The organism is Hymenobacter aquaticus (assembly GCF_004765605.1).
Taxonomy (GTDB): Bacteria; Bacteroidota; Bacteroidia; order Cytophagales; family Hymenobacteraceae; genus Hymenobacter; species Hymenobacter aquaticus.
Window position 1 is genome coordinate 737,905 of sequence record NZ_SRLC01000002.1, and the last position, 20,427, is coordinate 758,331.

General features: G+C 63.5%; 17 protein-coding genes. 5 read left to right on the forward strand and 12 right to left on the reverse strand.

The window, feature by feature from the left end:
• Positions 1–71 precede the first annotated feature (71 nt).
• Positions 72–470, forward strand: a complete 399-nt coding sequence (locus E5K00_RS15870; protein WP_135464293.1) for a hypothetical protein — start codon at positions 72–74, stop codon at positions 468–470.
• 2 nt (positions 471–472) lie between these two features.
• On the opposite strand, the gene E5K00_RS15875 is transcribed toward E5K00_RS15870, so the two are convergent.
• The gene (locus E5K00_RS15875) at positions 473–991 is read right to left on the reverse strand and encodes an XrtX-associated membrane protein (protein WP_135464294.1); all 519 of its coding nucleotides are present in this window, start codon (positions 989–991) and stop codon (positions 473–475) included.
• A 2-nt stretch (positions 992–993) separates the two neighbouring features.
• Positions 994–1,536: an exosortase X gene (xrtX, locus tag E5K00_RS15880; protein ID WP_135464295.1), complete on the reverse strand. Its 543-nt coding sequence runs from the start codon at positions 1,534–1,536 to the stop codon at positions 994–996.
• Between the two features lie 163 nt (positions 1,537–1,699).
• Here xrtX and E5K00_RS15885 point away from each other — a divergent pair, with 163 nt between their 5' ends.
• Positions 1,700–2,698, forward strand: a complete 999-nt coding sequence (locus E5K00_RS15885) for an AAA family ATPase (protein ID WP_245328312.1) — start codon at positions 1,700–1,702, stop codon at positions 2,696–2,698.
• Between the two features lie 130 nt (positions 2,699–2,828).
• On the opposite strand, the gene E5K00_RS15890 is transcribed toward E5K00_RS15885, so the two are convergent.
• From E5K00_RS15890 to E5K00_RS15900, 3 genes are all read right to left on the reverse strand, one after another.
• The gene (locus E5K00_RS15890) at positions 2,829–5,576 is read right to left on the reverse strand and encodes a DUF7619 domain-containing protein (RefSeq protein ID WP_135464296.1); all 2,748 of its coding nucleotides are present in this window, start codon (positions 5,574–5,576) and stop codon (positions 2,829–2,831) included.
• A 147-nt stretch (positions 5,577–5,723) separates the two neighbouring features.
• Entirely contained in the window at positions 5,724–7,376 is a 1,653-nt protein-coding gene (locus tag E5K00_RS15895; RefSeq protein ID WP_135464297.1) for a hypothetical protein, read from the reverse strand.
• A complete protein-coding gene (locus E5K00_RS15900; protein ID WP_135464298.1) occupies positions 7,373–7,927 on the reverse strand; it encodes an RNA polymerase sigma factor in 555 nt (184 codons plus the stop codon). Before E5K00_RS15900 ends, E5K00_RS15895 begins: the two co-directional genes overlap by 4 nt.
• A gap of 181 nt (positions 7,928–8,108) precedes the next feature.
• Between E5K00_RS15900 and E5K00_RS15905 the strand changes: the two genes are divergently transcribed.
• Positions 8,109–8,939 (forward strand): class I SAM-dependent methyltransferase, encoded by an 831-nt coding sequence (locus E5K00_RS15905; RefSeq protein WP_135464299.1) that lies wholly within the window; start codon positions 8,109–8,111, stop codon positions 8,937–8,939.
• A gap of 3 nt (positions 8,940–8,942) precedes the next feature.
• On the opposite strand, the gene E5K00_RS15910 is transcribed toward E5K00_RS15905, so the two are convergent.
• From E5K00_RS15910 to E5K00_RS15925, 4 genes are all read right to left on the reverse strand, one after another.
• Complete coding sequence (locus tag E5K00_RS15910) at positions 8,943–10,205, reverse strand: lipopolysaccharide biosynthesis protein (RefSeq protein WP_135464300.1); 1,263 nt, start codon at positions 10,203–10,205, stop codon at positions 8,943–8,945.
• Positions 10,206–10,233: 28 nt separating this feature from the next.
• Positions 10,234–11,448: a glycosyltransferase gene (locus E5K00_RS15915; protein ID WP_135464301.1), complete on the reverse strand. Its 1,215-nt coding sequence runs from the start codon at positions 11,446–11,448 to the stop codon at positions 10,234–10,236.
• A gap of 116 nt (positions 11,449–11,564) precedes the next feature.
• A complete protein-coding gene (locus E5K00_RS15920; protein ID WP_135464302.1) occupies positions 11,565–13,217 on the reverse strand; it encodes a T9SS type A sorting domain-containing protein in 1,653 nt (550 codons plus the stop codon).
• 106 nt (positions 13,218–13,323) lie between these two features.
• Positions 13,324–16,158: a TonB-dependent receptor gene (locus E5K00_RS15925; RefSeq protein ID WP_135464303.1), complete on the reverse strand. Its 2,835-nt coding sequence runs from the start codon at positions 16,156–16,158 to the stop codon at positions 13,324–13,326.
• Between the two features lie 160 nt (positions 16,159–16,318).
• Here E5K00_RS15925 and E5K00_RS15930 point away from each other — a divergent pair, with 160 nt between their 5' ends.
• Together E5K00_RS15930 and E5K00_RS15935 are read left to right on the forward strand one after the other, a co-directional pair.
• Positions 16,319–17,212 (forward strand): YicC/YloC family endoribonuclease, encoded by an 894-nt coding sequence (locus E5K00_RS15930; protein ID WP_135464304.1) that lies wholly within the window; start codon positions 16,319–16,321, stop codon positions 17,210–17,212.
• Between the two features lie 331 nt (positions 17,213–17,543).
• Positions 17,544–18,086, forward strand: coding sequence for a hypothetical protein (locus tag E5K00_RS15935; RefSeq protein WP_135464305.1), 543 nt, complete (start codon positions 17,544–17,546; stop codon positions 18,084–18,086).
• A gap of 138 nt (positions 18,087–18,224) precedes the next feature.
• On the opposite strand, the gene E5K00_RS15940 is transcribed toward E5K00_RS15935, so the two are convergent.
• Genes E5K00_RS15940 through gcvH form a run of 3 tightly spaced genes read right to left on the reverse strand, consistent with a single transcriptional unit; the run spans position 18,225 to position 20,359 of the window.
• A complete protein-coding gene (locus E5K00_RS15940; protein WP_135464306.1) occupies positions 18,225–19,541 on the reverse strand; it encodes a M28 family metallopeptidase in 1,317 nt (438 codons plus the stop codon).
• A 13-nt stretch (positions 19,542–19,554) separates the two neighbouring features.
• A complete protein-coding gene (locus E5K00_RS15945; RefSeq protein ID WP_135464307.1) occupies positions 19,555–19,962 on the reverse strand; it encodes a VanZ family protein in 408 nt (135 codons plus the stop codon).
• 16 nt (positions 19,963–19,978) lie between these two features.
• Positions 19,979–20,359 carry a glycine cleavage system protein GcvH gene (gcvH, locus tag E5K00_RS15950; protein ID WP_135464308.1) on the reverse strand — a complete coding sequence of 127 codons (381 nt, stop codon included), beginning with the start codon at positions 20,357–20,359 and terminating at the stop codon, positions 19,979–19,981.
• Positions 20,360–20,427: the final 68 nt, after the last annotated feature.

The following is a 20,427-nucleotide window of genomic DNA, read 5'->3' on the forward strand; positions in this document are numbered from 1 at the left end:
GCCGCCCGTATACCGCGCAGAGTATCGGACTGCTACCCAAGCCCGGCGCCACACGTTTCATCACCTTGCCCATGAGCCAGCACCTGCTCTACGAAACCCCGCAGATCCGGATTTGCTACGACGAGCCGGCCGGCTGGCTGCATTCCGAGTGGATCGGCAACCAGGACTACGAGTCGGTGCGCCTGGGGGCAACCCGGATGCTGGAGTGCCTGACGCAGTACCAATGCCGCAAGGTGCTCAACGACAACACGCGCGTGACCAGCATCTGGGCCGACGCGGCGCAGTGGGGCGGCACGGAGTGGTTTCCGGCCATGCGCGCCGCCGGCTGCGAGTATTTTGCCTGGGTGTATTCGCCCAACGTGTACAGCCGCCTCTCCACCGACCTGACGCTGCAGTACACGGCGGCCGGCATCATCATCCTGACCTTCGACGACATCAACACCGCCCAGCTGTGGCTGCAGCAGATGTAGGGCTAGGAGGGGCGCGGTGGCGCCAGCGGCACGTACCAACGCAGCAGCGGAATAAAAATGATAACCGGCAAGGGCGACACGATGAAGTCGATGAGGCGGCGCCCGAGCTGGTAGGCCCAGCTGGCGTCGCCGAGCAGCTTCCCGCCCAGCAGCAGCACGGCGCAGGCCCCAAACACGGCCGCGTAGAGGGCCAGCACCACCCGCATCCGGGCCGCGTCGAACAGCACGGCCGTGAGCAGCACCAGGCAGGCCCCGGTGTAGAGCAGGGCATAAGACGCCACGGCCGGCAGGCTGCGCGTCGTGACCAGGCCGCTGACGCCCTGCTGCAAAGCGGCGGCCCGCTCGGCCAGGCCCAGGGCCAGAAACAGCTTCTGCCAGCCCAGCGTGAGCAGACTGAAAACCGGCTCTGCGTTCAGACCCACCAGAAAGAGCCCGGCTACCAGCAGCGCGGCTACCGTAGCGCGCAGGGCCAGCACCAGCGGGCGGCGCCGGGCGGCGGGCTTCGTGAGAGAAGTCAGCATGGCTAGGCGCGCAGGGCTTCGGCGGCCGGGCCGGCCAGGCGGCGGGCCCACAGCATCCAGAGCAGGAAAATAAACCCGTACACGACGAAGGTAAACGTGTAGTGGTGGTTGAATTCCACGGTATCGGCCGAGTAGAGGTGGTTGAGGGCCAGGGCGGCGATGCGCACGACGTTGATGCCGTAAATCACGACCATGCCCAGGGGAATAAACCACAGCTTGCGCTGCCAGGGCCCCGGAAAAGCCAGCACGAAGCCCGCAAACAGGGCGTAGAGCACCAACCCGTTGCACGGGTGCCCCACGTGCACTACCGGCTGGCTGTTGAGCAGCAGCAGGTAGGGGTCGAGGCCGTGCACGCTGGTATCGAAGCCGGCTACCCGCAGGGCCGCGGCGCTGGCGGCGGTGATGTTGGCCGAGAGAAACTCGTCCAGGCGGCCGTCGGGGGCCAGGCCCCGCTCGTAGCCGAAGAACCACAGCGCGTAGAAGCCCAGGGCCAGCAGCAGAAAGCGCCGCAGCGCCACGGGTAATGAAGAGAAGACAGCAGGCATCAGCGGGCCACGAAAAATAAGATAAACAGCCAACGAATATACCGGATATCCCCTAATGCGGCACTACCGACGCGGCGGCTACCGGGGCGCGGCCGGGCTGCAAGGGGCGAGTTGGTCAGCCGGGTTTTACTACCTTTAACATCAGCTACTTTACCCCCGCCGTATGTCCTTGCCTTCTTCAGATCTTGTGTCGCCCATGCAAGCCGCTGACTATCAGCAGAAAATCAAGCAGGTGTTTGCGGAAGTCGGGAAGGTGGTGGTGGGGCAGCACTACATGGTGGGCCGGCTGCTCATCGGGTTGTGCACCGGCGGCCACATTCTGCTCGAAGGCGTGCCGGGTCTGGCCAAAACTCTGACAATCAGTACTCTGTCGAAGGTCTTGCACCTGCCGTTTCAGCGCGTGCAGTTCACCCCCGACCTGCTGCCTTCCGACCTGGTGGGCACCATGATTTACAACCAGAACCAGTCGGTATTTGAGGTGAAGAAAGGGCCGATTTTCGCCAACCTGGTGCTGGCCGACGAAATCAACCGCTCCCCGGCCAAGGTGCAGAGCGCCCTGCTCGAAGCCATGCAGGAAAAGCAGGTGACCATCGGCGAAACCACCTACCCGCTGGATCTGCCGTTTCTGGTGCTAGCCACCCAGAACCCGGTGGAGCAGGAGGGCACCTACCCGCTGCCCGAAGCCCAGGTCGACCGGTTTATGATGAAGGTCCACGTCGACTACCTCAAGAAGGCCGACGAGCTGGAAGTGATGCGCCGCATGGCCAACATGAGCTACGTGGGCGAGGTAAACGCCGTGCTGACCAAGGAGGACATCTTCGCCATTCGCTCGATGATCAACCAGGTGCAGATTTCTGAAACCCTGGAGAAGTACATCATCGAGCTGGTGTTTGCCACCCGCAAGCCCGCCGACTACGACCTGGCCGAGTTTGCCCAGTACGTGCAGTTTGGCGTGAGCCCCCGGGCCAGCATTGCCCTGCACCGGGCCGCCAAAGCCGTGGCCTTCTTCGACGACCGGGACTACGTGCTGCCCGAAGACATCAAGGACGTGGCCGGCGACGTGCTCAACCACCGCATCCTGCTCAACTACGAAGCCGAGGCCGACGGCGTCCGGACCCAGGACCTCATCGAAGCCATCCTGCGCAAGGTGCCCATCAGCTAAAGCGGCTTGAATCGTAGCGTTGTCAATAATAAGGCCCGCTTACCGAGAGTAAGCGGGCCTTGCTGATAGTACGCCGCTTTGGAAGTAGCGGCGGCGCAGAATGCAGTAAGCTAATGAATCAAGAAGTAAGTTATTGATGGATAATAGCTTGGCTGAGCGGCTGCCCGGTGGCTGGCAGCAGGCGCACAATGTAGAGCCCGGGCGCTACGGCGCGTAAGTCCAGCGTGTGGCGCAGTGGGCCGGCGGCCGTAGTCAGGGCTTGCTCCTGCACCACCCGGCCCATTGGGTCGAGCAGCTGCACCCGGATGGGGCCGGCGCTGGTCAGCTCGGTGGCAATCGTCAGCGCGTCGGTGGCCGGGTTCGGATACAGGCTCCAGGCCGCAGCCGCTTGGGCGCTGCGGGTGGGAGTGAGCACCACTACCAGCGTTCGGGCCACGTTGGTGCGCACCGGGGCTTCGTAATCGAACAGGATGCGGGCCACGTTGGGAATAACGGCGCCGGCGGCCAGCCCCGGCTGCGGCAACACCCGGAACCGGGCAAAGCCCTGGGAGGCAATAACGTTGGTCGAGCGGGGCGGCAGCTTAATGTTGGGGAAGCGTATCGACAGCACGCCTTTGTTGCTGAGGGTCCAGACGCAGTTGTGCGAATGGGCTAGCAGCTGCAAGGAGCCCGGCACCAGGCGGGAAAGCTGCAGGGTATCTTCGAGCACCGCCGTGAAGGCCGTATCCGTGCCCATGTTCTGGAACCGCACCGTGTAGTCCAGGGGCTGGCGGGCGGCTACCTGCTGGGCCGTCAGCTGGCTGAAGTTAACCGTCAGGTCGTTGGGGTCCAGCGGACTGGTTACGGTTTGTTTTTCGGTGGTGGCGTTGTCGGTGGGCGCTACGTCGCCGGCCAGGGGAGCCGCCGCGCTGCTGTTGAGCACGGTACCAGCTGCCGTGTTAACGGGCAAACTGAACTGCACGTCGAAGGTGAGCCGCGCCAGTGGCGGCAGGCTGCCGTACGTCCAGGAAACCGTGCCGCCCGACTGCGTGCCGACCGGGGAACTGGCCACGTAGGTCGCCCGCGCATCGAGTGTGGCCGTGGCCGTGCCGCCGGCAATGGTCGTGGTGCCCACGTTTTCCACCGTGAGGCGGTATTTGGTCAGGAAACCGGCGCGGGCATTGCCGTAGGGCGTCAGGGTCACGCGCACGTCGGGCTGGTTGGGCACGGGGCGCACTCCGAAGTTCAGACCCTCGGTGCTTTGGCCCACGCCGGGAAAAGTTGTCGAGTAAGCTGCCGGGCTCGGCTGGCTGACCACGTAGTGAGGCAAGACGGAAGCTACCGAAAGAGAAGCCGCGCCCGGCTGGCCAAACACGCTGTAGGCCCCGGTAGCTGGGTTGGTGCTGAAACTCAGCTGCTGATTGGCTTCACTGATAACTACGCTCTGCGGAAAAGCTCCTTCGCCCGCGTCCTGCTGGCCGTTGCCGTTGGCATCGAGGTACACGGTGCCGCTTAGCCCGGCCATAGCATCAAAGCGCACCAAGCTGTGGCCGGCCGTCGTCGCCGTTTGCTGGTCGAGCACGGCACCGGCCCGGGCCGTGGCCAGCAGGTAGAGGCTGCCCGCCGCCAGGCGCAGGGGTTGGGTACCCGTGCCGTTGGTGCCGGTCGGCGACAGTGCGTAGCTCCGAACCGAGCGTAGGCTGCCCGCCGCGTCGAAGCTGGCCAAGTACGATGGGCCCGCCAGCTGCACCGGGTTGGCGTTATCGATAGTGAGGCTGCTGGCCGCGCTGCCCCCGCTCAGGAAAGACGTGCCGGCCTGATCTACTACCAGGCCCCACTGGCCGCCCACGCAGCTGGCGGCGGCGCCGCAGCCCCCCAGGCCCCGCACCCACTCGGGCTGGCCGCTGGCCGATATTTTGGCGGCGAATACGTCGGGGGTGCCCGTGGTGCTCCGCGTGCCGAACTTCACCGGCGCGCCGCCGAAGGACTGGCCCATCAGATAAGCGTTGCCGGCCCCGTCCACGGCAATGGCCCGGCCCATGTGCCGACCTTGGGTTGCCCCCGAGGAGCTGGTAACCGCCCACCGCACGACGCCGCTCGGGCTTATCCGAAACGCCAGGGCCACTTCATTGTCGGCGCCGGCCCGCACATCGGTGCCGTTCACCGTGAGCCAGCCCGAGAGGCGGCCGATGCCGTACAGGTCGCCCTGGGGGCCAATGGCCATGTCGTAGAGGGCCATTTGGTTGTCGCCCGCGCGCTTGTGGCCCACGAAGGCAGCCACATTGCGCAGCACCCCGCTGGAGTTCATGGTAACGATGACGGAGTCTTCGGCAAAATAATACTTGTTGCCCTGGGCATCAGCCGTTAGCATGGGCGCCACGTAGTGGTGCAGCGTTATCGGTACCGGCCGCTGGGCCACGGCCAGCACAGTGCCCTTCGGGCTGATTTCAAGCAGGTAGCGGCCAAATCCCGGCAGGGTTTGCCCGCCCAGCGTAATGCCCACGCCGGTAGTGGGTCCTCCCGGGTTACTTTGCTCGATGGTAAGCACGGCGGTCAGGTTGCCGGCCGCGTTTACCGTCAACTCGCCCAGGTGCTCGTTGCCGTTGCCGTTGGCTGTCAGCACCCAGGCCACGTCGCCGTTGGCATTGAAACGGGTGAGCAGGGCGTCGTAGTCGTTGAGGTTGGAGGGGCTGCCGTCGCAGTTGTTGCCCCAGATATGCACCGTGTTGCGGTACATCGAGCTGGTGTACACGTTGCCCGCGGCATCGGCCGCCAAGTACTGGCCGGCATTCACGGCGCTGGGAATCTGCCGGATCCAGGCCGTTTGCTGGGCCTGCACCGCCTGGCCGGTGCCGAGCAGCAAACCGGCCATCCCCACGATATAGCGTAGAAATCTCATGAATAATCGAGAAAAGGAAGTGAGTTGTCCGGGCGTCCTTCGCGCCGGGTACTGCGTGGCACTGCCCCGGCCGGTTAGCAGTGCTGGCGTTTCAAAGGGGTAGACCGGGGCCGGGGGCAAAAGGCTTCCGGCCGGCCGAAAAAATTATCAGAACTGCCACCGCACTCCCAGCTGCAGGCCGGTGGCGGTGCTTTGCTGGCGCAGGCCGGTAGCCGTTTTGTAGACCGACAGCGCCTGCCAGCGCACCGCCGGGGCCACGCTCACGCTGAGGTGCGACGTCAGGGCGTAGTTGAGCGCCAAACTGCCCATCAAGGCCAAGTTCAGGGGCCGGAAGGGCCCTTCGGCCACGCGGACTTTTTCGGTGCGGTAGCGGTGCCCGTCGTCGGTCACGAGCTGGCTGCCACCCAGGAACAGCTGGATCTGGGCACCCACCGTGGCATCGGCCCACCAGCGGCCCCCCGAGGGCGGCGTGAGACGGTAGCGCAGCTGCACGGGCACGGTGAAGAAGTGGTAAATCGGCTTGAGCGTGCGGTAGGTGGTGGTTTCGCGCTTGTCGATGAGGGGCGTAATCGTGCGGCGCGTGTTGCGCACCGTGTCGTTTTGCACAATGACCGTGCGCAGCGTGTCGGGCCGGCTGATGTACACCGTGTCGTAGCGAATAACCTGCCCGCTGGAGTTGAAGACGGGACTGAGCTGGGGAATCTGAATGAGCCGTACCGAATACACCGTGTGGGTGCTGGAAAATACGTCGGTGGTGTGGGAAATCGTCGTGTCGTAGCGCACGGATATGTCGGTGCGCTGGTCGGCTACCCGCAGCTCGGCCCCGGCGCGGGTGTAGCCCAGGCCGGCGCCTACGCTCACGCGCTGGTTGAGGCGGTATTCGCCCATTACGGCCGCGCTCAGGCCTTTGCGGCCTACTTCCTGGTGGCGGCGCAGGGCCTGCATCGTGTCGTTGGGGGAGGTTTGCAGCTGCTGGTAATTCTGCTCGGGCGTTACCGTCGCCAGTAGGCTCCAGCGGCGCACGGGGCGCAGCCGGGTGGTGTCGGCCGGGGCCGGCGGCAGCGGCGTGGCGGCCAGCGCGGGCACGGTCGGCGGGGTGCCCAGGGCCAGCAGCAAACTGTCGTTGCGCCGGCGCAGGCGGCCGAGTTCGGCCTGCTCAGCCCGCAGCGTGGCCACAATTTCGGCCCGGGAAACAAAGCCCAGCGCCCGGCGCACCGTGTCGGGCACCGGCTGAAGCAGGCGGCGCTCCAGCGCCACGAACGAGCGGACCGTAGCGGGCAATGAATCGGCGGAGGCCGTAACAAGCCAGCCAGAGCGGGTATTCAGCTCACTTCGGGTTTGAATAATCTGGCTTGAATCGGGGGAAGCAGCCGCGGGTGAGGCTATTGCCGGGGCCGGCAGCAGCGGCATGTCAGGAGCTGGGCGGTGCAGGGCAGTCCGGGCCAGGTCGGCTGCCGGGCGCAAAGGCCGGCAGGCCGCCGTAAGCTCCCGCGCCGGCCCTTGCGGCCGAAGCCCGGCGGATAACCCGGAAGTGGCGGGCGCAGTGGTGGCGATGCGCTGCGGCTCGGGGCGGACGGGAGCCGCAACCGGCCACAGCCGGCCGCCCACAAAACTCAGCAGGGCCACCAGCGGCAACAGGGCCGGCAGCAACCGGCGGCGCCGCGCCGGGCGGGGAGCCGGCCGGGCTGGCAGCTGCTTGGCAATACCCTGCCACACCTGGTCGGTAGGGGGGAGGTGAAAATCACTGAATAGGTTACGCAGGGACTCATCCAGGCGGTTATCTTCCGAATCTTCCATCATGGCCGAATAAAATTGGTCTGCCGCTGGTGCAGCAGCAGAAGGTGTTTGCGCGCCTTGCTCAGCTGCGCTTTCGACGTACTTTCCTGAATGCCCAGCAGCTCACTGATTTCGGCGTGCGAGTAGCCGTCCACGGCGTAGAGCAAGAGCACCAGCCGGCAGCCGTCCGGGAGCCGGTCAATCAGCGCCAGTACTTCCGTGACGGTCAGGCGGTCCAGCGCATCCGCCTCGGGGGCGCTGGGCTCTTCCACGTCTTCGAGCAGCACTTTCTGGCGTTGCAGCCGCCCGCTCTGCCAATGGTTGATGGCGGTGGTAACCACGATGCGGCGCACCCAGCCCTCGAACGAGCCTTCCCCCCGGAATTCAGCTAGCCGGGTAAAAACCTTCACAAAAGCATCCTGCAGAATATCTTCCGCCTCCGGCACCGACCGGGCGTAGCGCCGCGCCACGCCCAGCATCTTGCTGGCGTAGAGCGTGTACAAGGCTCGTTGGGCCGCTGGCTCGCCGCGGTGGCAGCGAGCCAGCAGAAGAGGAAGGTCGGGCAGAACCGCCATGCAGAAGGGGGTGCCCAACAGGGGCATTCGGGGGCAAGACAGGACCCGGCGCGAAAAGGCTGCCGACGGTCCCGAAATTTTCTAAAAAGTACGCCCCGCCGGAAATTCGGCAAAACCTGCGGCCAGCGGCGGCAGAAAGTAGTGGGGAAGAGTAGCTTTGCAGCTCGTTTTTGCCCGTGCCATGTCTTCTTCCCGCCTGACCAAAACCCTGCGCGGCCTCGCGGCCCTCGTGCGCAACCCCTGGCTGCTCAACCACGTGCTGGCCACCGACGAAGCCGCCTGGCAGCAGCGCGCCCTGGCGCACCGGCAGCGGCAGCTCACGGCCCAGGGCCTGGCCGCCGTGCCCTTGCAGGCGTTTCTTTCACCTCAAGACGACACGGTGCGCCCCTTCGCCTTCCGCGACGGGGGCTCGTTGCCCACCGATTTGCTGCTGCTGCGGGCCCTGGCCCGGCGCGTACCCCAGGCCCGGTACTTTGAAATCGGGACGTGGCGGGGCGAAAGCGCGGCCAACGTGGCCGAAGTGGCCGCCGCGGTGTACACGCTGAACTTGTCGGCCGAGGAAATGGTGCGGCTGGGTTTGCCGGCGCGCTACATCGAGCTGCACGGCTTTTTTTCGCGGCCGTTGCCCAACGTCACCCACCTGCACGGCAACTCCGCCACCTACGATCTGGCCGGCCTGGGCCAGCCGTTCGACGTCATCTTTATCGACGGGGACCACCGCTACGAGGCCGTGCGCACCGATACCCGCCGCGTGTTCGAGCACCTGGTAGGGCCCCAGACGGTAGTGGTGTGGCACGACGCCAGCCGCCAGCCGGGGCAGCCGCGCTGGGAGGTGCTGGCCGGTATTCTGGATGGCCTGCCCGCCACGGCCACCGGCCAGCTGGTACAGGTCGAGAATACGCTCTGCGCCCTGTACTCGCCCGTGCCGCTGCCCACCCACGTCCCCGATCTGCTGGCCGACCCGGCGCACTGGTTTGAAGTGACGCTGCGGCCGGTGGCATCGGGACAGTAAGCGCTACGCGGCTTTTTGCAGCAGGCTGCGGGCATAGCGCACGTCGGCTAGGCGCGGCCAGAAAGCCCCGGTGCCGGCGCCCGTCGCGCGCTGAAACTGCCACACCAGAAAGCCCGTGGAAGCCAGATACGACAGGGTAGTGGCCAGCGCCGCGCCGTTGATGCCCAGGGCTGGAATCAGCAGCCAGCAGGCGGGTAGCGTGACGAGCAGGCCGACGGTGGTCGCCAGGTTATTTACCTTATAGCGCCCCAGGCCGGCAAAATAAGTGCTGCAGATAACGTTCAGGGCCATAGCCGCCACGCCCGGCGCCAGGCGCAGAATAACGGGCCGGGCCGTGCCAAACTCGGGCCCGAACACGCCAGTAAGCACCGCCGGCGGCAGGGCACACAGCACCAGCACGGCCCCGATGGTAGCCAGCAGCGTGAGGCGGGCTACCCGTAGCGTGGGCTCAATCTGGGCGTGCTTATCGGCGGCGTGCACCAGGTCGACGTACTGAATCAGGGCCGTGCTGCGCGGAATCAGCCAGATGGCCTCGGCCAGCGCCACCCCCACCGACAGCACCCCCACGGCCCGGGCATCGGCGTAGTGGGCCACGAAATAGTAGCTGAGCCGGTAGTTGGCAAACGCCAGGATGTTGGACAAGTGCGCCCCCCGGCTGTGGTAAGCCAGCTCCCGGGTAGTAGCCAGCAGGTCGCGGCCCCCGGCCCATTGGTCGGGCAGGCGGCTCAGGGCCCCGAAGCTCAGCAGCAGCGGCAGCCCGTAGGCAGCGTAGGCGGCGTAGTAATATACCGGCACCACGCGCCAGTGCAGGGCCACCAGCAGCAAGGCCAGGCCGCCCGCCAGCAGCCCCACCTGCAGCAGGTTCAGGAAATTGTAGCTGCCTTCCTGCTTGCGGCCCAGCAGCAATGAGGTGTTGATGGAAAGAAACGCCTGGAGCAGCGCCAGCGCCAGCAGGTGGGCCAGGTAGTCGGTGGGCACTTGCCGGGTAAAGCCCACGACGGCCGTACCCGCGCCGCACACCAGCGCGGCCCAGCCGTAGGCCGGCACCAGCAGGTGCCACAGGCTACGCTTGGGGGCCAGGTAAATCAGGGAAGAGCCGCCCAGCAGACCGATAAAGAGCAGCAGGGCGGCACAGTCGGTAATGAACAGGCTGACGGCCCCGCGCCCGGCCGCCCCGAGGTAGCGCGCCGTCAGCCACACGATGCCGAAGCTGAGCAGGGCCGTGCCCAGGCGGGTAGCAAAGTTGTGCAGAATGCGGCGCAGCATACGAAGAGGCAAAAGACTAAACGGGCCGCTAAGATGGGGCCGATTCGCCGGAATAGGTGCCGGCCGGCGTCAGCACCCGCCGGTACAGGTCGGCGAACTGCCGGCCCACCTGGGCGTAGCCGCAGCGGGCCTGGGCGTCGGCGCGCAGCGTGTCCGGCTCGAACCGGGCTTTTCCCGCCAGTATGGCTTCCAGGGCCTGGGCTAACGCCGCTTCGTCGTCGGGCTCCACCAGCAAGCCGAAGGTGCCGGGCGGCCGGAACAGCTCGGGCACCCCGCCCGTGGCCGGCCCCACCACCGCGCAGCCCGTGGCCCGCGCTTCGAGCAAAACGCACCCAAAGGTTTCGGCCCGGCTGAATGAGACGAGGGCGGCGGCGCGCTGCATTTCCCGGGCTACCTCTTCGTGGGCCAGCTTGCCCAGAAACACCACCGTGCCATCGGCCAGCAGCCCCAGCTCCTGCGCCAGCTGCCGCAGGGCGGCTTCATCGGGGCCGTAGCCGGCCACGCGCAGACGCAGCGCCGGCCACGCGGGCTGCAGCCGCGCCACCACCCGCAGCACCCCCGACAGGTTTTTCACCGCGTCGTGAAAGGCCGAGACGTGCAGCAGCTGCCCGGCCACGCGCGGCGCGGCGCCCGGGTGGAACAGGTCGGTATCCACCACGTTGGCAATAACCACGGCCCGCTGGTTCACGAAGCCAAGGCGGCGCATGGCTTCGCGCAGGCCTTCCGAGACGGTGTGCAGCGCCGCCGCCCGCCGCACTACCAGGCGCGTCAGCACCCGCCGCAGCCCGCCGATACCGGCCGCCCGTTCGGGCAGATACAGCGTCCAGTGCTCCGTAATCAGGTAGGGAATGCCCCGCGTGAGGCGCAGCCACCAGGCGGCTAGGCCCGTGCGCAACAGCACGTGCACGTGCACCAGCTGCGGGGGCTGGCCCCAGTGCGCCACCACGCGCCGGTAGCCCCGGGCAAGGCACCAGAAGTAGAGCAGCAGCTTCAGCACCTTATCCAGCGGAGCCAGGCCGGTGGGGCGGGCCCGGTAGTAGTAGCGCAGGGTCGGCACGGCAGCGGCCAGCTCGTCTTCGCACACCATCAGGCTGGGCAGCGGGCCCCGGGCTACGGCAGCAAACACCACGGCTACCCGCGCGTGCGGGGCAATGGCGGCCACGTGCCGGGCTACGAAGTCCCCGTCCTGGTCGTCGTAGCGGTGGGGGTACCACTTGGGCAGCATCAACACGCGGGGCTTCATAGTGGCTGCAAGCTACGCGTTTTGCCGGGCGGGTGCACAAAAAAGCCTGCCCCGGCGAAGGGCAGGCTTTTAGGGTAGAGCAGCTTGTTTTCTGGGCTCAGAAGGCGAAAGGCAGATTACTTGGCTACCACGAAGCGCACCGTCTGGCTGGTTTCGTTGGTGGTCACGGTGGCCAGGTACACGCCGTTCTGCAACGACGCAGGCAGGGCTACTTGCTGCAAGCCGGCTCCCAGGCGGCCCACCTCAATGCGGGCTACTGCGCGGCCCACGGCGTCCGTCACGCGGATAGTAGCCACATCCGCCCGCTTCAACTCAAACGAGAGCAGGGCCTCGCCGGCCGTGGGGTTGGGCGCCACGCTCAGGCTCTGCACCTGGTCGTTGGCGGGTTTGGTAGCCAGGGTCTGGCCCACGATGTTGTAGCAGGTCGTCTGGGGGTTGAAGTTGGTCCAGCCGGCCGTCCAGTTGGAAGTACCGAAGGCACCGCGGAAAGTGGCCGTCTTGTCGAAGAAGGAATCCGCCAGCTTGGCGTCGGTGAAGGCCCCGCCGGTGCGCAGCGGCGAGGCCGCGGGCAGCTCGAAGCTCGGCACGCAGGCGGCGTTGGTGCAAATCCCGGTCGAGTTGAAGTTGTCGGTGTTCAGGCCCAGGTCGGCGGCATTGGTATAGAGCGTGTTGGCGTTGGCCGCCGCGTTCCAGAAACCGGCCACGTCGTAGGTTGCCCCGGCCAACTCGAAATTGGTCGTCATGTTCGCCATGACGTTGTTTTTCAGGACCAGCTTGCCGCTGCCGGCGTTGCCCTGGGCGCCGGTGCCGTCCAGCGTCAGACCCGTCGGCCAGCCCGACAGCACCGTGTTGAAGATGGAAATAGCCGTGTTGCGGCGCAGGTGCATGGCCCGGGTGAAGTTGGCCGACGCCCCGATGGGCGTGCGCAGCAAAGCCGTTACGTTCGAAAATACCGGCGAGGTCTGGGGCGTGTTGGTCGAGCCGCCCGAGTCGTTGTCCGACTCAAACGCCGTCGAGCCCGATACGTCACCCACGGTGGGAGTGCGCACGATCAGGCCGTACTGCACCTTGCCCGAGTAGCCGTTGTCGGTGTCGAAGTCGTCGTCGGTAGTCGATACAGCCACCAGGTGCTTGGCATTCACGGTGCCGCCAAACCACTCGAAGGAGTCGTCGCCGGAGGCGTATACCTGCACGTAGTCGATGGTGGTGCCGGCGCCCACGCCGCCCAGGGTCAGGCCGTTGATTTCGGAGTTGGGCTGGAAGGCAATACCGGGGAACTCGATGCGCACGTAGCGCAGGATGCCCGAGTTGTCGTTGGCATCCGTGCCGCCGTAGGTCGAGCCCACGCCGCCCTCGATGATGGGCGTGCCGCTCAGGTTCACCGGGGCCCGGCCGCAGATAATCAGGCCGCCCCAGTCGCCGCGGGCCCGGCTGCCGGCCGGCTCGTTGGAAGTAAACACGATGGGCCGGGCGGCCGTGCCGTCGGCAATAATCTTGGCGCCCTGCTCGATGATGAGCGCACCTTTGGTCGACTTCTCGCCCTTGATGATGGTGCCGGGCTGAATGGTCAGCGTGGCCCCGGCCTTCACGTACACGAAGCCCGACAGCAGGTAGATGTTCGAGCTGGTCAGGGTGGTGTTCTGGGTGATGTTGCCGCTGATGACCGTGGCCGCCGGCGCGGTGGGGCAGGCCGTTTGGGCCACGGCAGTTGCCGCGGGAGCGGTAGCCAGGGAGCAGGCCAGCAAAACAGGAAGTAACAGCTTTTTCATAGGGTTCAGGAGGAGGGTGAAATGACGTTGCAAAGGTCAGCAAGCAGAACGCCCACCGGGTCAGGGTGGGCGTTATCGTTTCGTTAGCGGCGTGTTACCTTATTGTTTAGAAGTTGTAGGTCAGGCCCAGCGTGGAGTAGCTGCCGCGACGGAATTCGGCAAACGGCCCGCGCTCCGTGCTGCTGATCTTGCCGTCCCGGTCGAAGTCGTAGTACTGCCGCACTTTCTGGTTCAGCAAGTCCTGAATGCCCGCCTTAAGCTGCAGGTGCTGCCCGATGCCCTTGGTCACGGCCAGGTCAATCACGTGGCGGGGCATCTCGATGACCGAGTAGTTGAACTGCCGGTCGCCGGCAAACTGGATGCGCTGCCCGATGACGTTGTACTGGGCCGATACTTGCCAGTGGTTCTCGTCGTCCTGGTAAAACAGGCCCGCATTCACCACGTAGGGCGACTGGCCCTGCAACGCTCGGTCGGAAAGGGCGAAGTTCTGGTTGTTGGCATCTTCCTTCAGCTGCACCCGGCTCTTGATGACCGAGGCATTCAGCACCACCGAGAAGCGCTGCAAGAAGGGGCTCTGGGTCAGCTCCAGGAACGATTTGCGGGCTTCCACTTCCACGCCCACGTCGTAGGCGTTGTCGGCGTTCTGGAAGGTCAGATACATCTGCTCGGTCGAAACCGACTGCGTGGACTGCTCAATAGCGTCGCGGAAGTACTTGTAGAACACACCCACCGACAGCAGCTCCGAGCGCGAGGGGTAGAACTCGTAGCGCAGGTCCGCATTGTAGATCGTGGCCGTCTTCAGGTTGCGGTTGCCGGTGATGATGGCGTTGTTGGAATAGTCGAAGTAAGAGTAGTTGGCTACTTCCCGGAACTCGGGGCGGTTCACGGTCACGCTGCTGGCCAGGCGCAGCAAGGAGCGCTGGTTGAAGTTGTAGGTCGCATTCACCGAGGGCATCGGAATCCAGCGCTTCTCCAGGTACGAGGTGTCGGTGGCGCTGCCGTTGACCAAGGATTTGCGGTTGTATTCCAGGCGCACGCCGCCCGAGAGGTTGAGCTGGTCGGTGAGGGGGGCCACGGCGCTCAGGTAGCCCGCTACCAGGGTGTTTTCGGCCGTGTACCGGTCGCGCGGCACGGTGCCTTCGCTGAGCTTGAAACCCGTCTTGGGGTCTAGGTTTTCGGGGGCAAAAATCCGGTCAATCGGCAGTGAAGTCAGCGCGTTGATCCGCTCAATGTTGTTTTCATCCTCGAAGTATACCGTGCTGCCGGGTACGTAAGAGAAGTAGCGGTTTTCGAACTGCCGCTTTTTCTGCTCGGCGTAGAAGCCGGCCCGCACCTTGTATTGCGACGCCCGGGTGGTGTCGCGGCGGCTCTTGATGCGCCGCTCCCACTGGCCGCTGCCCATGTAGGTGTTCTCGCTCAGGTTGGAGAAAAAGCGGCTGGCATCGTAGGGGTTGCCGCCGTTGGGAATGATTACCAGAAACGGCTTGGGTGCTTCGCCCTCCTGCGGGGTGCGCCGCTGGCTGTTGTAGCGGCTGTAGTCGGGCTCATCCTTATACACGTAGTTGTAGCCGGCGGCCCAGGTCACGTTCGTGTGCTCGTTCGGGCCCAGATCGTGGGAACCTTGCAACTGGCCCGAGTAAATGGTGCGGCTCTGGTAGTGCAGGGCGTGGCCCTGACGGTCGAGGCCCTGGTCCAGAATCTGGCCCGTGCGGTGGGTTACCTCGTCGGTGCCCAGCTGGTTCAGGAAGTTGCGGAACTCCACCCGGTTCCGGTCGTTGAAGCGGGCCTGCCAGTTGTGGATAATGCCGAGGCGGGTACCGGTTACCGCCCGCTGGTCGTTGTACAGATACTGCTGCCGGGGTTGGTTGGTGGCCGGGTCTACCTCGATCTGGTAGCGGCTGCGCGTCACGTTGGTTTGCTCGTGGGTGTTCGAGTACGACAGCGACGTAACGTTGCTCAGGTAGGTGCTGCCTATTTCGTAGTGGCGGCTCAGGCCCAGCGAAATCCGCAGGTCGGGGCGGGCCGTAATGCGGCTGGGTACCCATTCGTTGCGGAATTGCGGCTGCGTGGCGTCCGCCAGCTTTTCGGGGGTGCCGCTGGGCATCTGCCGGGCCCCGTTGTCGAAGCCCAGCCAGTCGGTGTTGCTGCGGCTGCTTACCTGATACCCATCCTTAAACGTGGTGTTGCTGCGGGCCCAACCCGATACGCTCAGGCTGGTGGCATTTTCCAGCACGCTGTTCTTGGTGTACACTTTCACCACGCCGCCGCCCATTTCGCCGGGCAGCTCCGGCGCGCCCGACTTAAAAATCAGCACCCGGTCGATAACCGAGCTGGGCAGGATGTCGAAGGAAAACGAGCGGGTATCCACCTCGGCCGAGGGCGTCAGCGCGTCGTTCAGCAGCACGGTGTTGTAGCGCTCGGCCAGCCCCCGAATCACGATGAAGTTGTTGCTCTGAATCGTCACGCCCGGAATGCGCTTCACGACTTCGGCCGCGTCGCGGTCCAGCGTCTTCACGATCTGGTCGTTGCTCATGCCGCTTACCACCACCTCGCTGCGCTTCAGATCCTGAATCATGGCCACCTCGGTGCCCGTCTGCTTCTGGCCCGTCACGGTGACTTCCTGCAGGTTGGTGGTATTTTCCTCCATCACCCCGTTGAGCGTGGTTTTGGCATTGGCCGTCACTACCACGCCGGCAAACGTTAGCGGCTTGTAGCCGATGTAGGTCATGGTAATGCTATACGTGCCGGGGGCCAGCTTGAGTTCGTATTTGCCCTCCACATCCACCGGAGCCGCCTGCACGGTGCCCGTCACCAGCACGGTGGCGCCAATGACGCCTTCGCCCGTCTTTTTATCAGTTACCTTTCCGCTGATTGCTCCCTGCTGGGCGAAAGCCACGGCGTTGATAATCAGAAAAATAAACAGTAGTCCTAGACGGCGCATACGGCTGTGATTTTTTCGTTTCACAAAGCTACCGCCGCCCTATTATGCCAATATGTCGACAAGATTACCCTTATGTTATTCTCAAAGGGGTATATACATACTCCGTTGAAAACCATTACTTTTGCACCCGCTTTCATTTACCCCTCAGCCCTCCCGCTCCATGCTTTTGTCCATGACCGGCTACGGTATCGCGCATCGCGAAACCGACCGTTACTCGGCCACGGTCGAAATCAAGTCTCTGAACTCCAAGACCCTGGATTTGAGTTTGCGGCTGCCCCGCTTCCTGCAGGATCGAGAGCTGGAGCTTCGAAATATTATAACCAAGGCGCTGGTGCGGGGCAAAGTCAACCTGAGCTTCGACTTCGTGCGGCCCCGCAACGCGGTGCGGCCCAGCGTGGCGCTCAATCAGGAAGCCCTGCTGGCCGCCTACCGGGAGCTCGAAAAAGCCGCCGAGCTGGTAGGGGCTCCCAAAGATCAGCTGTTCGCGCTGGCGCTGAATATGCCCGGCGTGCTGCAGGCCCCCACCGAAGCCGCCGCGGCCGAGGAAGACGAGGAAGTCAGCTGGGACGAGCTGCTGCCCCTGGTCACGGAAGCCCTGGAGCGGGTCAACCAGTTCCGGCACGACGAAGGCCAGTCGCTGACCACGGAGATTATCGGCTACGTGCAGCAGATTCAGCAGCAGCTCAAGGAAGTAGAGCGGCACGACCCGGCCCGCATCGAGCACGTGCGCCAGCGGCTGCAGCAGCACCTGGCCGAGCTGACCAGCCACGAGCAGTTCAATCCGGTGCGCTTCGAACAGGAGGTGCTATACTATATTGAGAAGCTTGACATTGCCGAGGAAAAGGTTCGTTTGACCAGTCATTTGCAGTACTTCATCGAAACCGTAGGCATACCCGAACCCAGCGGAAAGAAATTAGCGTTTATTTCGCAGGAAATTGGCCGCGAAATCAATACAATTGGTTCAAAAGCAAACGATTCAGTGGTTCAGCACCTAGTGGTGGGCATGAAAGAAGAGCTAGAGAAAATCAAGGAACAGATCAACAACATTCTTTGAGTCCAAGGGCCTTCAGCTAACAACCGTCAGTATGTAGAATTGAACTTTTGACATAAATTTTGGTATAGTTGTATCGCTATACCGATTCCGGAAATTTTATGTTAACCCGGAGGACATCCAGAAATAGGTATTTTTCGTAAATGCCCTCAACTAGCTTAAAACCGGGTTTTTCCAACGCGTTGGACCGGCGTAAGCCCAGCAAGCCAATTATTTTCCAAGGAAAATTTGCAGCTTCAGATTTTCTGCCTAAATTGTGTTATCCGAACAGAGTGACTACTCAACGTCCGGACCTTACTTACCCTTGAATTCCACGTTTTTTTCAGCCACTACTATGAAAAAAGCCTTACTAGCTCCCGTACTTCTTCTGACGCTGTTGTTGTCGGCCTTCCGTCCTTTCGCTGAGGTGGAAATGATTAAAAAGCGTGTTCTCAGCGAGCGGGTTGAAATCTTGATTCCCAAGGGGTTCGAGGTGATGAGCGAGCAGCAGATGGACTTCAACTACGCCAAAGCCCAGAGCCGCCCGAGCGTTATCTACACCAACAACAAAGAGGCCAGCATCGCCTTCACCTACACCGACAACACTGCCGATCAGGACATGATTGACATGTATGCCGAGAACTTCTACAAGATGTACTCCAAGCAGTACAAGGAGGCGAAGTGGTTCAACAAGGGGGTGAAGGAAGTAAACGGCCGCAAAATCGGTTTCATGGAACTGATGAAGCCGGAGCTGGGCCACGAAGTATACAACCTGGTTTTCTTCACCGACGTGGAAGGCAAGCTGCTGATGTGCAACTTCACCTGCGCCGACCGTCAGAAGCCCGAGTGGGAAGCGGTTGCCAAGCAGATCATGGCTTCGTTCAAGTCGAACGGCTAAGTCTGCGCCAGAACCGCACTACGGTATAATCTCACAATCCCGAAATTCTTTGACCCAGGTCAGAGGATTTCGGGATTGTTGCTTTTTAGCTAGTTACTGGCCAAAACAGACTGGTTGGAGTAAGAACTTGGTAAGAGGTTATTGCTTACTGCCGCTGATGAGTTGAAAATAGGTTGTAACCAGTTGAAAGACGCCCGAAAAGGCCGTTAGGGGCAGATTCTCCGGCCGGTCATATACATCGTGGTAGGCCTTGCTGCCGCCACGGGTGTAGATAAAGAAGGAGGGTACGCCCTGCTCAGAAAACGGATAATGGTCGGAGTTGGCGGCGCGCCCCCGCGGCACGATGCTGGCCAGCAGATGCCGTTGAGCATTTATTTCCTCCAGCAGCTTAAACGGCTTCTCCAGGGTGCGGCCGTTCACGACGGTTACCCCATCCTGGCCCGTGCCTTCCAGGTCAAGGTTGATCAGGAACCGGATACGAGCCAAGGGAAACAGGGGATGCTGCACGAAGTACGAAGACCCCAGCAGCCCCGCTTCTTCCGCCCCAAAAGCCATAAAGACCACCGAATGAGCCGGTTGGTTTTCGGGCTTGGCGTAGTGAGCCGCCAGCTCCAGCAGCAGGGCCGTGCCGCTGGCATTGTCGTTGGCACCCGGGAAGTACACGCTCTTGCCCATGCGCCCGAGATGGTCGTAGTGGGCAGAGACAACCAGGAACGAATCGGGCTGGATACGGCCGGGCACGTAGCCGATGATGTTGCGGGCTGGGTAGTTGGTGGCCAGCACCGCATCAACCTGCACGGTGGCCTGCTGGCTTTTCGAAGGCCAGCTCCGGGCCAGCACCTGCAGGCGGGGCTGGCGCAGCTGCTGGTCGGTTACGGAAGCAGTAAGCTTGTCGGGCACGAGCGTGAGTACCGCCGCGGCCTGATTGAGGTGCTGGGCAAAGGCATCGGGTAGGGTGCGGATCCGGTCGGCATCCCGTTGGCGTAGCAGTAGCACCTGGTTCTGTAGCGGCCGGACCAGGAAGCGCTGGCCCGCGGCCTCATCCGTGAAAATAAGGGTGTCGAGCACCGTGATGGGGCCGGTGATGCGGCCACCACCCGAAGCGGGCTCCAGAATAAAATCGGCGCCGGGCTCTAGTTGCCGGCCATCGACCAGCAGGGCACAGCGGCCCGGAAACGTATTGACCGTGATGGGAAAGGGCTGGGCGTATCCAGGCGCAAACGACCGGAGCCCCAACTCCTTGAAGCGGCTTTGGATGTAGTCAGCGGCCTTTTTCTCGCCTTTCTTCACGTAGCCACGGCCGTGCATCTTGGGCGCCGCCAGGGTAGTAATGGTCGTGCGGGCCCGGCCCATGTCCTGGCCTAAGGCGCCGGGCGCAACTGCCGCGCCCAACCCGATGCCCATACTCAGGCCCAGCAGACGACGGAAGACGACGGAAGCAGGCAGAGTCAGCATAGGCGAGAGAAGGTTAGGCCCACCAGCGGCGGCAGGCGTGCAGCAGCAGCAGGCCAGCTACCGTGCCAATACCGTCGCTGAGCAGATCGGACCATTCGCCGTGCCGTCCCAGGTCCATGGTAATTTGTAGAAACTCGATGAGGGCACCTAGCAGGATTCCTTCCGCCAGTACCAGGCTAAAGGCATGCCGCCGCCGCCAGGGAAACCAGGGCTGGCGCACGCTGGAAAAATAGCTAAGCACCGCCAGCACGAAGAAGACGAAGGCATGGGCCGCCGTATCGAAGGAAAGCAGCTCCCAAGGTGGGGTGGCCGGCATGTCCTCGGCCGGGGTCAGGGTCAGGACCAAAATAAACGCCGCCCACGCCAGGGGCAGAGCCACGAAGGCCCGGCGACGAGGCGGGGGCGGCGCAACAGGCAGCACGCTGGTCAGGTAGGGGTTAGGCGCCGATCAGCTCACCGTAGCTTTCGGCCGTCAGCAGGGCGTCAATCTCCGCCGGGTTCGACAGGTTCATCTTGATCATCCAGCCGTCGCCGTAGGGGTCGGAATTTACGGTTTCGGGGCTGCCGTCGAGTTTGTCGTTGATTTCGACTACTGTGCCGGAAACGGGGCTGTAGAGGTCAGAAACAGTTTTTACTGCTTCAACGGTACCAAAAATCTCGTTTTGGGCTACTTCCTTATCGAGGGTGTCGATGTCGACATAAACGATGTCGCCGAGCTCTTTCTGGGCGTGGTCGGTGATGCCGATATAAGCAACGTTGCCTTCCACACGAATCCATTCGTGCTCTTTGGTGTACTTCAGATTAGCGGGGAGATTCATGGAGTATTGTTTTGGGAGGGGTGAATATCGGCGCGGGGCGCCCGAGGCCAAAAGTACGTGTTGGGTTG